General features: G+C 69.9%; 11 protein-coding genes. 5 read left to right on the plus strand and 6 right to left on the minus strand.

The features are described from left to right. The first annotated feature begins 119 nt into the window (after nucleotides 1-119). Nucleotides 120-560: a (deoxy)nucleoside triphosphate pyrophosphohydrolase gene (locus ACLQ24_RS05810; protein WP_425889399.1), complete on the plus strand. Its 441-nt coding sequence runs from the start codon at nucleotides 120-122 to the stop codon at nucleotides 558-560. Between the two features lie 237 nt (nucleotides 561-797). Here ACLQ24_RS05810 and ACLQ24_RS05815 read toward each other — a convergent pair whose 3' ends face one another. The 6 genes from ACLQ24_RS05815 to ACLQ24_RS05840 all read right to left on the minus strand — a co-directional run bounded on the left by ACLQ24_RS05815 (nucleotide 798) and on the right by ACLQ24_RS05840 (nucleotide 8,441). Further along, nucleotides 798-1,865, minus strand: a complete 1,068-nt coding sequence (locus ACLQ24_RS05815; protein ID WP_425889401.1) for a succinate dehydrogenase/fumarate reductase iron-sulfur subunit — start codon at nucleotides 1,863-1,865, stop codon at nucleotides 798-800. Continuing rightward, a complete protein-coding gene (locus tag ACLQ24_RS05820; RefSeq protein ID WP_425889403.1) occupies nucleotides 1,862-3,790 on the minus strand; it encodes a fumarate reductase/succinate dehydrogenase flavoprotein subunit in 1,929 nt (642 codons plus the stop codon). Before ACLQ24_RS05820 ends, ACLQ24_RS05815 begins: the two co-directional genes overlap by 4 nt. A gap of 12 nt (nucleotides 3,791-3,802) precedes the next feature. Beyond that, a complete protein-coding gene (locus ACLQ24_RS05825; RefSeq protein WP_425889404.1) occupies nucleotides 3,803-4,609 on the minus strand; it encodes a hypothetical protein in 807 nt (268 codons plus the stop codon). Nucleotides 4,610-4,854: 245 nt separating this feature from the next. After that, the gene (locus ACLQ24_RS05830) at nucleotides 4,855-6,261 is read right to left on the minus strand and encodes a TldD/PmbA family protein (RefSeq protein WP_425889406.1); all 1,407 of its coding nucleotides are present in this window, start codon (nucleotides 6,259-6,261) and stop codon (nucleotides 4,855-4,857) included. A gap of 162 nt (nucleotides 6,262-6,423) precedes the next feature. Then, nucleotides 6,424-7,860: a TldD/PmbA family protein gene (locus ACLQ24_RS05835; RefSeq protein WP_425889408.1), complete on the minus strand. Its 1,437-nt coding sequence runs from the start codon at nucleotides 7,858-7,860 to the stop codon at nucleotides 6,424-6,426. Between the two features lie 32 nt (nucleotides 7,861-7,892). Continuing rightward, entirely contained in the window at nucleotides 7,893-8,441 is a 549-nt protein-coding gene (locus ACLQ24_RS05840; protein WP_425889410.1) for a Uma2 family endonuclease, read from the minus strand. Between the two features lie 216 nt (nucleotides 8,442-8,657). On the opposite strand from ACLQ24_RS05840, the gene ACLQ24_RS05845 reads away from it, so the two are divergent. The 4 genes from ACLQ24_RS05845 to ACLQ24_RS05860 are packed head-to-tail and all read left to right on the plus strand — an operon-like array spanning nucleotide 8,658 to nucleotide 12,757. Next, nucleotides 8,658-9,701 (plus strand): ABC transporter ATP-binding protein, encoded by a 1,044-nt coding sequence (locus ACLQ24_RS05845; RefSeq protein WP_425889411.1) that lies wholly within the window; start codon nucleotides 8,658-8,660, stop codon nucleotides 9,699-9,701. Then, on the plus strand, nucleotides 9,698-10,756 hold the full coding sequence (locus ACLQ24_RS05850) for an ABC transporter ATP-binding protein (RefSeq protein ID WP_425889412.1): 1,059 nt from the start codon (nucleotides 9,698-9,700) through the stop codon (nucleotides 10,754-10,756). The genes ACLQ24_RS05845 and ACLQ24_RS05850 overlap by 4 nt, the downstream gene beginning before the upstream one ends. Next, complete coding sequence (locus tag ACLQ24_RS05855; RefSeq protein WP_425889414.1) at nucleotides 10,753-11,760, plus strand: ABC transporter permease; 1,008 nt, start codon at nucleotides 10,753-10,755, stop codon at nucleotides 11,758-11,760. The genes ACLQ24_RS05850 and ACLQ24_RS05855 overlap by 4 nt, the downstream gene beginning before the upstream one ends. A 10-nt stretch (nucleotides 11,761-11,770) precedes the next feature. Then, the gene (locus ACLQ24_RS05860) at nucleotides 11,771-12,757 is read left to right on the plus strand and encodes an ABC transporter permease (RefSeq protein ID WP_425889416.1); all 987 of its coding nucleotides are present in this window, start codon (nucleotides 11,771-11,773) and stop codon (nucleotides 12,755-12,757) included. Nucleotides 12,758-12,876 lie beyond the last annotated feature (119 nt).

A 12,876-nucleotide genomic window follows, 5' to 3' on the forward strand; every position in this document is an offset into this window, starting at 1 on the left:
GTGCCTCCTAGTCTGTCGTCGCTCGCTAGGGGTGTCCACGCCCACACTTCCGTGTTCTATTGGCCTAGCGGACGGTGTCGGTACCCAAACCGCCGATTGATCTGGCACCCTGGACGCCCGTGCAGACCGAACGGGCTAATGGTGGCGGGCAGGCCCAACAACGGGACCTGAAAGTGATCGTGGGAGCGGCGATCATCCGGGATGGACGGGTGCTCGCCTGTGCGCGATCCGCCCCGCCGGAGGTGGCCGGCATGTGGGAGTTCCCTGGTGGGAAGGTCGAGCCGGGGGAGGGCGAGACCGAGGCGCTGATCCGGGAGTGCGCCGAGGAACTGGCCGTACGCGTCGAGATCGGTGCTCGGGTCGGCCGCAACGTCCGGATGGCCCACGGCCGTTCGGCGCTCAAGGTGTACGCCGCTCGTCTGCTGCACGGGGACGAGCCGCAGGCGCTGGAGCACCAGGAACTGCGTTGGCTGACCGTCGACGAACTGGACTCGGTCACCTGGCTGCCGGCCGACGCCCCCATCGTGGCAGCCCTACGCCCCCACCTGAGAACCCCCTAAACCCACCCACCCCATCCCACCCCCGGTCCCTCAGGGCGCCGTTGATCATGAAGTTGGCGTCACGACACGCCGGCAGGCAGGACGCTAACTTCATGATCAACGTGGGCGGGGGTGGGCGGGGGTGGGCGGGGGGTGGGTGGGGGGCGGGTGGGTGTGGGTGTGGGTGGGTGGGGGGTGGGGGGAATGGGGCGGGGGCTGTCGGCGTCGTCGACAGCCCCCGCCCCTGGTGGTCTGTGCTCAGTGCTTGTCGTCCTGGTCCGGGTGAGCGAAGTTGAGGTGCTCCGGAGGCAGCGGGAAGGTCACGTCGTCACCGAAGGGTGACGGCGCGGCCGGCCGGTCGAAGGTGAGCTCGGTCAGCGGCAGCCGGCCCCGGTCGTCGACCGCCGGCGCGGTCGGGTGGGGCACCTCCCGGTCCCAGTTGACGCCGGACTGCGCCTGCGCCTCGGCCCGCGGGTCGTGCGAGCCACCCGCGTGCGAGTGCACCCCGCCCCGGGTCGCACCCGACGACGTCGCCGAGCCCTGGCGGGCGGTGGTCACGCTGGTCTGGGGCGTCTCGCCCCGACGGAAGATCTTGCTACCAAGCCACACAAGGGGATCGTACCTGCGGTCGACGACGCGTTCCTTCATGGGGATGATCCCGTTGTCAGTGATCTTGATGTGCTCGGGACAGACCTCGGTGCAGCACTTGGTGATGTTGCAGAAACCGAGGCCCTGTTCGGCCTGCGCGTACTCCTTGCGGTCGGTCTTGGTGTCCAGCGGGTGCATGTCCAGCTCGGCCGCCCGGATGAAGTACCGCGGACCGGAGAACGCCTGCTTGTTCTCCTCGTGGTCACGAATCACGTGGCAGACGTTCTGGCACAGGAAGCACTCGATGCACTTGCGGAACTCCTGCGAGCGCTCGACGTCGACCTGCTGCATCCGGTAGTCGCCCGGGGCGACGTCCGCCGGAGGGGCGAACGCCGGCGTCTCCCGCGCCTTCTCGTAGTTGAACGAGACGTCGGTGACCAGGTCCCGGATGACGGGGAAGGTCCGCAGCGGCGTGACGGTGACGGTCTCCTCGTCGCCGAAGGTCGACATCCGGGTCATGCAGCCCAGCCGCGGCTTGCCGTTGATCTCCATCGAGCAGGAACCGCACTTGCCGGCCTTGCAGTTCCACCGGCAGGCCAAATCAGGGGCGTCGGTGGCCTGGAGGCGGTGGATGACGTCGAGGACGACCTCGCCCTCGTTCACCTCGACCATGTAGTCCTGCAGGTCGCCGCCGGTCTCGTCACCCCGCCAGATCCGGAACTGACGCTTCGCGCTCATCGATTGTCCGCCTCTCCAGCGTCGGCAACGAGGGAGTCGAAGTCGGCGAGCTCCTCGTCGGTGAGGTACTTGGCCAGCTCGGCCCGGTCGAAGAGGCCGATCAGCTCCGCCCGCATCTTCGGCAGCGGCTTGCGGGTGAGCCGTACGGTGTCGCCGTCCAGGGAGCAGACCAGGTTGACCTGCCGCCACTTCGGCTCCATCGCCGGGTAGTCCTCCCGGGTGTGCCCGCCGCGTGACTCCTGCCGCTCCAGCGCCGCCTTCGCGGTGCACTCCGAGACCACCAGCATGTTGCGCAGGTCCAGGGCGAGGTGCCAGCCGGGGTTGTAGCGTCGGCCGCCGGCGGCGCTCACCTTGGCGACCCGCTCGCGCAGCTCGGCCAGTCGCACCAGCGCGTCGGTCAACTCGCCCTCGCGCCGGATGATGCCGACCAGATCCCCCATGACCGCCTGGAGATCCTGCTGGAGGGTGTACGGGCTCTCGCCGGTGTCCCGCTGCAACGGGGCCAGCGCGGTCTCCACGGCGGCCTCGACGGCGTCCACGGCCACCTTCGGCCGGGCGGACAACCCGTCGGCGTAGCTGGCCGCGTGCCCGCCCGCCCGCTTGCCGAACACCAGCAGGTCGGACAGGGAATTGCCGCCCAGCCGGTTGGAGCCGTGCATGCCGCCGGACACCTCGCCGGCGGCGAACAGGCCGCGTACGTGGCCGAAGGCGGCGCCCGAGTCCGGGTCCACCTCGACGCCACCCATCACGTAGTGGCAGGTCGGCCCGACCTCCATCGGCTCGGAGGTGATGTCGACGTCGGCCAGCTCCTTGAACTGGTGGTACATCGAGGGCAGCCGGCGGCGGATCTCGTCGGCCGAGCGCCGGCTGGCGATATCCAGGAAGACACCGCCGGCGGGGGAGCCCCGACCGGCCTTGACCTCACTGTTGATCGCGCGTGCCACCTCGTCGCGGGGCAGCAGCTCCGGCGGACGCCGGTTGTTGTCCGGGTCGGTGTACCAGCGGTCCGCCTCCTCCTCGGTCTCCGCGTACTGCTTGCGGAAGACGTCGGGGACGTAGTCGAACATGAACCGCTTGCCCTCGGAGTTCTTGAGGACACCACCGTCGCCACGGACCGACTCGGTGACCAGGATGCCCTTCACCGAGGGCGGCCAGACCATGCCGGTCGGGTGGAACTGGAGGAACTCCATGTTGATCAGCGTCGCCCCGGCGCGCAGCGCCAACGCGTGACCGTCCCCGGTGTACTCCCAGGAGTTCGACGTGACCTTGTAGGAGCGTCCGACACCGCCGGTGGCCAGCACCACGGACGGCGCCTCGAAGAGGATGAACTCGCCCGACTCGCGGTAGTAGCCGAAGGCGCCCGCGACCCGGTCACCGTCGAGCAGCAGCTCGGTGATGGTCGTCTCGGAGAAGACCTTGATCCGGGCGTCGTACGAGCCGAACTCGCGCTTGTCCTCCTGCTGTAGCGAGACGATCTTCTGCTGGAGGGTGCGGATCAGCTCCAGGCCCGTCCGGTCGCCCACGTGCGCCAGTCGGGGGTACTCGTGTCCACCGAAGTTGCGCTGGGAGATCTTGCCGTCCTTGGTGCGGTCGAAGAGCGCACCGTACGTCTCCAGCTCCCAGATCCGCTGCGGCGACTCCTTCGCGTGCAGCTCGGCCATCCGGAAGTTGTTGAGGAACTTGCCGCCGCGCATGGTGTCGCGGAAGTGCACCTGCCAGCTGTCGCGGCTGTTCACGTTGCCCATCGCGGCGGCGGCGCCGCCCTCGGCCATCACCGTGTGCGCCTTGCCGAACAGCGACTTCGAGATGATCGCCGTCTTCTTGCCGGCGAGGCGGGCCTCGATCGCCGCGCGCAGACCGGCGCCGCCGGCCCCGATGACGACGACGTCGTAGTGGTGTCGTTCGATGCGAGTGGTTGTGGTCATGTCAGGGGCCCTTTAGTTGATGAACCGCAGGTCGTTGAACCAGCCGGCAGCGAGCGCCATCACGTAGAAGTCGGTCAGGGCGAGGGTGCCGAGGGTGATCCAGGCGAGCTGCATGTGCCGGACGTTCAACGCCGAGACGAAGGTCCACGCCCGGTAGCGCACCGGGTGCTTGGAGAAGTGCTTGAGCCGCCCGCCGATGATGTGCCGGCAGGAGTGGCAGGAGATGGTGTACGCCCAGAGCATCACCACGTTGAGCAGCAGGACGAGGTTGCCCAGGCCGAAGCCGAAGCCCTTCGGCGAGTGGAAGGCGAGGATCGCGTCCCACGTGTTGATCAGCGAGATGATCGCGGCGGCGTAGAAGAAGTAGCGGTGCAGGTTCTGGCCGAGCAGCGGGAAGCGGGTCTCGCCGCCGTACTCCTTGTGACCGTCCGGGACCGCACAGGCCGGCGGCGACAGCCAGAACGACCGGTAGTACGCCTTGCGGTAGTAGTAGCAGGTGAGCCGGAACAGCAGCAGGAACGGCAGGGTCAGCGCGGCATCCGGGATGATCCACCAGCCGGGCAGGAACCGGCCGAAGTGGGAGGCCTGCTCGACACACCGGTCGGTCACGCACGGGGAGTAGAACGGGGTCAGGTAGCGGAACTGGTCCACCCAGTACCACTTGTGCATGAAGACCCGGACCGTCGCGTACGCCACCCAGGCGCTGAGCCCGATCACCGTGATCAGCGGGGCGAACCACCATCGGTCGGTACGCAACGTCTTCGCCGCGATGGCGGCGCGCGCCCGCGCCCCCCGCGGCCTCGTTGCCGTTGAAGTCATTCGAGTCGTCTCCTCGACGGGCCCGTACGGGCGGGCTGGTCTCTTCCCGGTCGGCACGCGGACCGGCGAACCCGCACCCGCTGCCACGTCATGCGCACACCAACGACCACGCCGGATCGACCGACGCAGCTAAGTGACACACGTTACGCCGATCTTTGCGAGCCGTCCGCGCAAGGGAGTGTCCCGTGTGTCTGGCCTGCGGAAACGCCGTCAATCCCGCACGTTAGTGGCGCATTGCCGAAACGTCAGCCCGACGCGCCTCCGGTGAAGTGCCAGGACGCCAGCCACACCGACGGCGCCGCCCACCACGCGCCGTCCACCCGATCCGGTTGGCGCACGGTTTCAGAGCCCAGCCCGAGCACCGCGCCCGGTCCGAGCGCCCGGGGGTACGACTCGGTGAACCGCAGGTCACGGACCGCCCGGACGACCGCGCCGTCCTCGATCAGCCACACCCCGTTGCGGGTCAATCCGGTGACGACCAGGCTCTTCGGGTCGAGCACACGGGTGTACCAGAGATCGGTGACCAGCAGTCCTCGTCGTACCCCGGCGACCAGCGTCGCGGTGTCCGCGTCGACGACCGCTCCGGCCGCCGCGCCCGTGGTGTTTCGGCCCACCGCGCTGGGAGGGCCGGCCACGGCGGGTGAGAGCCGCAGGTTGCGGGCCATCGGGCCCCAGGTGGCACCGCCCGCGATCGCGTGCCCGGTGGACTCCACACCCGCCTCGGCGGCGGTCCGCCGGTCGTGCGCGACCGCCCGCGTGGTGCCCTCCTCGACCAGGGTCACCGCCCGCCGGCCGGTGCCCTCGGCGTCGAACGGCAGGCCCGACGCGCCGAGCGGATCGTCCACCAGGGTCACCAGCCGGTCGAACTGGGCCGCTCCCGGCTCGGCGAAGGACTGCCGCTCGGCGTACCGCTTGCCGTTGAAGCCGTACCAGGCCAGGTTCTGCAACAGGTCCGCCACGGCGGCCGGCTCGAACACCACCTCGTAGCGCCCCGGCGGCAACTCGACCGGATCGGCCGCCGCCTGTGCCTTCGCGGTGGCGTGCGCGCCCAACTCAGCTCCGTCGAGGTCGGACAGCCGATCGGCGCTGCGCCGCGCGACACCGTCCGCGCCGTCGCGTCGAGCTATGCCGTCCATCGCGGCCTCCGCCGAGCGGCCGTACGCGCTGTGCCCCGCCGAGTTGGCGAACGCCGCCGAGCGGTGCGCGGTACGGCAGTAACCCGCCGTGGCGAGGCCGCCGGCAGCGGCCACGAAAGCGCCCACCCGGTCGGCCCGCTGGTCCGGCTCGGCGTAGGCGGTCGCCTCATCGACGGGCGGCGCGACCGGTGCGGGCGTGGGCGGCGCCAGACCGGGCCAGCCCGGGTCGAGTGGGCCGAGGCGCGCCGCGGCAAGGGTCCGTTCGACAAGCGCGTGCAGCCCGTCCGGTGTGACGATGCTGCCGCTGCCGGCGGCGGTCCGTCCGTCGGCGTGCAACCGCAGCCGGACGCCGACCGTCGACTCGGAGACATTCTGGTGGATGGCCGAGTTGGCGAAGCGGGTGAGCGCCAGATCCGCCCGGGTCACCACCGCCTCGGCCTGCACGGCCGGGCCGCCGAGCCGCCGGACCAGCTCGACGACCTGGCCGGCCAGTTCTGACTCCGTCGACCCACTCACGGCAGCTCCTTCAGTTGCGACTGCGCGGCTCGCACGGCGCTCACGGAACTGCCTTTCGTTCGCGACTGCGGGGCTCGCAAGACCGGCTCACTCCTCGCGCTCACGCGGAGCCGCCTTTCGTTCGCGACTGCGGGGCTCGCAAACCCGGCTCACTCCTCGCGCTCACGCTGACACCCCCACGCGGACGTTGCGGAACCGGGCCGGCGCGGCCGGGTGGCCGGTGTGCCCGATCTGGCCCGGCTGGCCCTTGCCGCAGTTGGGTGTCCCCCAGGGCACGGTCTCGCCGGAGAGCATGTCCATCGAACGCCAGAACAGCGGCCCGATCCCGGTGTACGTCGGGTTGCGTAGCATCCGCCCCCGCCGCCCCTTCTTGATCTCCCAACCGACCTCGCAGCCGAACTGGAAGTTGAGCCGCTTGTCGTCGATCGACCAGGATCGGTTGAGATCCATCAACACGCCGTCGTCGGTGGCCGCGATGATCTCCTCCAGGGTGTGCGGGCCGGGTTCCAGGCCGACGTTTGTCATCCGCACCATCGGCAGCCGGGCCCACCCGTCGGCGCGTACGCTGCCGCCGTAGTCGAGGCCCGCCATGGCCGCCGAATCCCGGCCGGCGAGCACACCCACCCAGCGACCGTCGCGCACCGCGTCCCGCTTGACCGCCGGGGAGCCCTCGTCGTCGAAGGCGAAACTGCCCAACGCTCCGGGGATCGTCGGGTCGATGGTGATGTTCATCAGCTCGGAGCCGTAGCGCAGCGAGCCGAGCTGGGCCAGGTCCAGCCAGGACGTGCCGGCGAACGCGGCCTCCCAGCCGAGGATCCGGTCCAGTTCGATGGCGTGCCCCACCGACTCGTGGATCTGCAGGGCCAACTGCTCGCCGCCGAGGATCAGATCCGTCTCGCCGGCCGGGCAGGGCGGCGCGGTGAGCAGCGCCCGGGACTCCTCGGCGATCTGCGCGGCGTGCGCGGCCAGGTCGAGCGATTCGACCAGTTCCCACCCGGTGCTGCCGTACTGCCCGCGGTAGCTGGGCCAGGACCGCCGCTGTGTCTCGCCGTCGCCGATCGAGGTGGCCGAGATGCCGCCGCCGCACTCGCGGATCCGCTGGTCGATGCGGTGGCCCTCGCTGGAGACGAACCACTTCGCGGTGTCCCAGATCTGGTAGAGCCCCTCGGTCAGGTCCGCCCCGTGCTCGGCCATCGTGCGGGTCGCGCCGACCAGCAGGTCACCCTTGTCGGACAGCGGAACCCCGAGCGGGTCGATCCGGCAGTCCGAGGACCAGCTTGCTGTCACGGCCTCGACCGCGACCAGGTCGACCGGGGGGCCGGGCACCCGCGCGCTCGCCATCGCGGTCCGGGTCGCGCGCCGGCCGGCGTCGCGGGCGGCGGCGTCCGACAGATCGGGTACGGCGAAAAAGCCCCAGCTCGCGCCGACCAGCGCCCGGACGCCCAGCCCGACGCTCTCGTCCTGGGTCAGTTCCTCCACGTCGCCGTTGCGCGCGGTCATCGACTCGTAGCGGCGGTGCATCACCCGCGCGTCGGCGTACCGCGCTCCCGCGTCGAGGGCGGCCTGGACGGCGGCGGTGGCCGCGTCGAACTCGGTCATGCGACGACCCTAGGGCAGCCGACCGACACCCGTCAGGGAAGAAGTTCTTCCGGCCGGATCGTGGCCCGTACCGGCTCGGTCAGTTCCAGGACCTCGCCGCGTTTCGCAGCCGCTGCTTCGACGTAGTGGCCGCCCTGGCGCTGGTAGAGGCGCAGCGCGCCGGTCTCCTGCTCCACCAGCAGGTACCACCCGATCCCGGCGGCGGCGTAATAGTGCATCTTCAACACTTTGTCGGTGGATGCGTTGCTCGGTGAGATTATTTCGCACACCAACCGCACGTCACCCGCTCCGACGTTGAGTTCGTCGAAGTCGATCGGACCGGTGATCACGAGGTCGGGGATTGGGATCCGACCGGGCCGGAGTCGGACGTTCACCGCCTCCAGTAGTTCGAGGCCGGCCGGCCCGGCGGCTGCTTCGAGGATGTTGCCGAGCCTGCGGGAGATGCGTTGGTGTCGGGGGGTGGGGGCTGGGGTCACGTGGAGGCTCCCGTCGAAGAGTTCGACGCGTTGCTGCGTCTCGCCGAGGGCGAGGTAATCCTCTTCGCTCCACGGGCCTTCGTGGTTGAACACCGCCGCGGTCATCGTCACCTCCACCTCGTGTCACGGGCATCCTCTGCTGGCCGCGCGCCCAATGGTCGCACCTGACGTACGTCCGATGCCACGAATGTGCGAGGTGACGGGCGTGCGGGGCTGATGCGGACTCGTTACGCTCGGGCCCGCTGACACGTGCCGAACTTGTAGCTTATTTTCACCCTCTGGATATTGTTGTAAGTTCTCTTCGTCACTGAGGGAGGTGCCGTGGACAGCTTGGACGCCTACCTGCGGGTGAGCGACCTGCGGGTTCGGTTCGACACCTCCGACGGCGTGGTGCGCGCGGTCGACGGGGTGTCCTTCGCCGTCGAGCGGGGGCGCACGCTCGGGATCGTCGGCGAGTCCGGCTCCGGCAAGAGCGTCACGTCGCTGGCCATCCTCGGCCTGCACGACCCCAAGCGGGCCACCATCACCGGGGAGATCTCCGTCGGCGGCCGACAGCTTGTCGGTCTGCCGGACGAGGAGGTACGCCGGCTGCGCGGCCGGGACATGGCGATGATCTTTCAGGATCCACTGTCCGCGCTGCACCCGTACTACAGCGTCGGCCGGCAGATCGCCGAGGCGTACCGGGTGCACCACCCGAAGGCCAGCCGGCGCGAGGCCCGCCAGCGGGCGGTGGACATGCTGGACCGGGTGGGCATCCCGCAACCGGCCCGCCGCTACGACCAGTACCCGCACGAGTTCTCCGGCGGCATGCGCCAGCGGGCGATGATCGCGATGTCCCTGGTCAACGACCCGGCGCTGCTGATCGCCGACGAGCCGACCACCGCGCTGGACGTCACCGTGCAGGCGCAGATCCTGGACCTGCTCGCCGACCTCCAAGCCGAGTTCCACTCCGCGATCATCCTGATCACCCATGACCTCGGCGTCGTCGGCCAGGTCGCCGACGAGGTGCTGGTCATGTACGGCGGGCGGGCCGTGGAGCACGGCAGCGTGGAGCAGGTGCTCCGCTCGCCGCAGCATCCGTACACCTGGGGGTTGCTCTCCAGCGTGCCGTCGCTGCACGGCGACGCGGACGCGGACCTGGTGCCGATTCCCGGCAACCCGCCCAGCCTGATCAACCTGCCGTCCGGGTGTGCCTTCCACCCGCGCTGCCGGTACGACGACCGGGTCGGCGACCGGTCCCGCACGGAGGTACCCGAGTTGCGGCCGGCGGGCGGCGACGGTCACCTGGTCGCCTGCCATCTGAGCGCCGAGGAGCGCGCCGCGATCTACGCCGAGAACGTGGCATCCGTGGGGGTGGCCCGATGAGCGACGAACCACTGCTGCGGGTCCGTGGGCTGACCAAGCACTTCCCGGTACGTCAGGGGTTGCGCGCCACCGGTCTGGTGCGGGCGGTCGACGGGCTCGACTTCGACGTGCGCCCCGGCGAGACGCTCGGCCTGGTGGGGGAGTCGGGCTGCGGCAAGACGACCACCGGCCGGATGCTGGTCCGGCTGCTGGAGCCGACGAGCGGCAGCATCGAGTTCGCCGGGCGGGACATCACCCACGCGGGCCGGCGGGAGCTGCGCCCGCTGCGGCAGGAACTTCAGATCATCTTCCAGGACCCGTACGCGTCGTTGAACCCCCGGCACACGGTGGGCCGGATCGTGGCGATGCCGTTGCAGGTCAACGGCATCAAGCCGGCCGGTGGGATCAAGGCGCGGGTGCAGGAGCTGCTGGAGCTGGTCGGGCTGAACCCGGAGCACTACAACCGGTACCCGCACGAGTTCTCCGGCGGCCAGCGCCAGCGCATCGGCATCGCCCGCGCGCTCGCGCTGCGGCCGAAGCTGATCGTCGCAGACGAGCCGGTGAGCGCGCTGGACGTCTCGATCCAGGCGCAGGTCGTCAACCTGCTGCGCGACCTGCAACGGGAGCTCGGGCTGGCGTTCGTGTTCATCGCGCACGACCTGGCCGTGGTCCGGCACTTCTGCCAGCGGGTCGCGGTCATGTACCTGGGCCGGATCGTGGAGATCGGCGACCGGGAGGACATCTACGAGCGCCCGCAGCATCCGTACACCCGGGCGCTGCTCTCGGCGATCCCGGACGTCACGCAGCTCGGTCCGGCGGGCCGGATCCGGCTGACCGGCGACGTGCCCACGCCGCTCGACCCGCCGTCGGGCTGCCGGTTCCGTACCCGCTGCTGGAAGGCGCAGGACGTGTGTGCCACCGAGGAGCCCGCGCTGGTGCCGCGCGACGGCGGCCGGCAGGCCACCGCGTGTCACTTTCCCGAATCGGCCGACGCCGGCCTGGACGCGCCGGCCGGCGTGGCCACCGCAGGGGCGGGTCGCGGCACCGCAGCGAGCATCGAGGAGGTGTCGTCGTGAGCCTGTCCCCGGTGGAGGGTGTGGCGCTGGCCGAGATCGAGACTGGCTCGGACGCGGGCGGATCGGAGGCGAAGGGTGTCGTCGGCCGCTCACCCGGCCAGCTCGCCTGGATGCGGCTGCGCCGCGACCGTACGGCCGTGGTCAGCGGCGTACTCCTGGTCTTCTTCATGGTGTTGGGGTTGTCCGCCCCGCTGATCGAGATGGTCTACGGCGTCGGGCCGCGCGAGCAGTTCCAGAGCCTGCTCGACGGCTTCGGCATGCCGCTCGGTTACGTCGGCGGGGTCACCGGAGAGCACTGGTTCGGTCTGGAACCGGGGCTGGGCCGGGACATCTTCATCCGGCTGATCTACGGGCTGCGCACGTCGCTGTTCATCGCGTTCGCCGCGGCCCTGATCACCGCGACGATCGGGATCGTGCTGGGCGCGCTGGCCGGTTACCTCGGCGGCTGGCTCGACGCGGTGACCAACTGGATCACCGACCTGACCCTCGCCATGCCGTTCCTGATCATCGCGTTGGCGCTCACCCCCACGATCACGCTGCGCTTCTACGGTGAGCGGGGGCAGGTGTCGTCCGCGTTCGGGGTGGGCGTGCTCATCGCCGTGTTCGCGATCTTCGGTTGGACCAGCACGGCCCGCCTGGTGCGCGGGCAGGTGATCGCGCTGCGCGAGCGGGAGTTCGTGGAGGCCGCCAAGGCCAGCGGCGCCGGGCTGGGACACATCATCTTCCGGCAGCTCCTGCCGAACATCTGGGCGCCGATCCTGGTGTCGTTCTCCCTGGCGGTGCCGCAGTTCATCACCAGCGAGGCCGCGTTGTCGTTCATCGGCGTCGGTCTCAGCGACGAGACGCCGAGCTTCGGCCGGATGATCTACCGCAGTCTGGACTACCTCCAGACCGACCCGGCGTACGTGTTCTTCCCGGGCATCACGATCTTCGCGCTGGTGTTCGCCTTCAACCTCTTCGGCGACGCGTTGCGGGACGCGCTCGACCCGAAGTCGTCCCGGTAGGGGTGGAATCATGGCGCGGTTTCTGATCAAGCGACTCTTCTCCGCCACGCTGACTCTGTTCGCGGTGAGCGTGCTGACGTTCCTCATGTTCTTCGCCCTGCCACGCGACCCGGTGAGCAGCATCTGCTCCAAGAACTGCAACCCGGAGCGGCTGGAACGGGTCCGCGACGACCTGGGCCTCAACGACCCTTTGATCAGCCAGTACGCCGGCTACATGAAGGGCATCGTGACCGGTCGGGACCTGGGCAGCGCCCAGGGTGGCCGGTGCGACGCGCCCTGCCTGGGCTGGTCGTACGTCACCAACGAAGCCGTCTCGGACACCATCGCCCGGGTGCTGCCGGTGACGCTGAGCATCGTGATCCCGGCGGCGGTCCTCTGGCTGCTAGTCGGGGTGGGGCTGGGCATGGTCTCGGCGCTGCGGCGGGGCACCTGGCTGGACCGGGCCGCCATCGGGTTCTCGCTGACCGGCGCCTCGTTGCAGCTCTACTTCGTGGGCGCGGTGCTGCTGCTGGTGTTCGTCTACAACCTGCGGTGGCTACCGGTGCCCAGCTACACGTCCCTCTTCGACAATCCGGCGAAGTGGGCCAGCGGGCTGGTGCTCGCCTGGGTGGCGCTGGCCTTCCTGTTCTCGGCGATCTACGCCCGGCTGTCGCGGGCGCAGATGCTGGAGACGCTGTCCGAGGACTTCGTCCGGACCGCGCGGGCCAAGGGCCTGGCCAAACCCATCGTGTACGGGCGACACGCGCTGCGCGCGGCGATCACCCCGGTGGTGACCATCGCGGGGCTGGACGTGGGCGGGGCGCTGGGCGGCACGGTGATCACCGAGACGACGTTCGGCATCCAGGGGTTGGGGCGTACGGCGGTGGACGCCGTGCGCTCGGGTGACCTGCCCACCATCATGGCCACCGTGCTGATCGCGGCCGTCTTCGTGGTACTGGCGAACGTGCTGGTGGACCTGCTGTACGCGACCATCGACCCGCGGGTCCGGCTGCGCTGAGCCGTTCGCCGTCCTGCGCGTGGCCGGTGGCGGAATTTATCGACAACTGTTACAAAAATCGTAGGTTTTTTTCCTTATGATCCTCGAAACGTCGGCGGTTCCCGCCCCGACGAAACCGC

This window comes from Micromonospora sp. DT4, assembly GCF_049841675.1.
GTDB lineage: Bacteria > Actinomycetota > Actinomycetes > Mycobacteriales > Micromonosporaceae > Micromonospora.

Excerpts from the sequence above, each read along its gene's own strand:
- ACLQ24_RS05815 (WP_425889401.1), bottom strand. The coding sequence starts at position 1,865 with ATGAGCGCGAAGCGTCAGTTCCGGATCTGGCGGGGTGACGAGACCGGC.
- ACLQ24_RS05820 (WP_425889403.1), bottom strand. The coding sequence starts at position 3,790 with ATGACCACAACCACTCGCATCGAACGACACCACTACGACGTCGTCGTC.
- ACLQ24_RS05825 (WP_425889404.1), bottom strand. The coding sequence starts at position 4,609 with ATGACTTCAACGGCAACGAGGCCGCGGGGGGCGCGGGCGCGCGCCGCC.
- ACLQ24_RS05835 (WP_425889408.1), bottom strand. The coding sequence starts at position 7,860 with ATGACCGAGTTCGACGCGGCCACCGCCGCCGTCCAGGCCGCCCTCGAC.
- ACLQ24_RS05840 (WP_425889410.1), bottom strand. The coding sequence starts at position 8,441 with ATGACCGCGGCGGTGTTCAACCACGAAGGCCCGTGGAGCGAAGAGGAT.
- ACLQ24_RS05850 (WP_425889412.1), top strand. The coding sequence starts at position 9,698 with ATGAGCGACGAACCACTGCTGCGGGTCCGTGGGCTGACCAAGCACTTC.
- ACLQ24_RS05860 (WP_425889416.1), top strand. The coding sequence starts at position 11,771 with ATGGCGCGGTTTCTGATCAAGCGACTCTTCTCCGCCACGCTGACTCTG.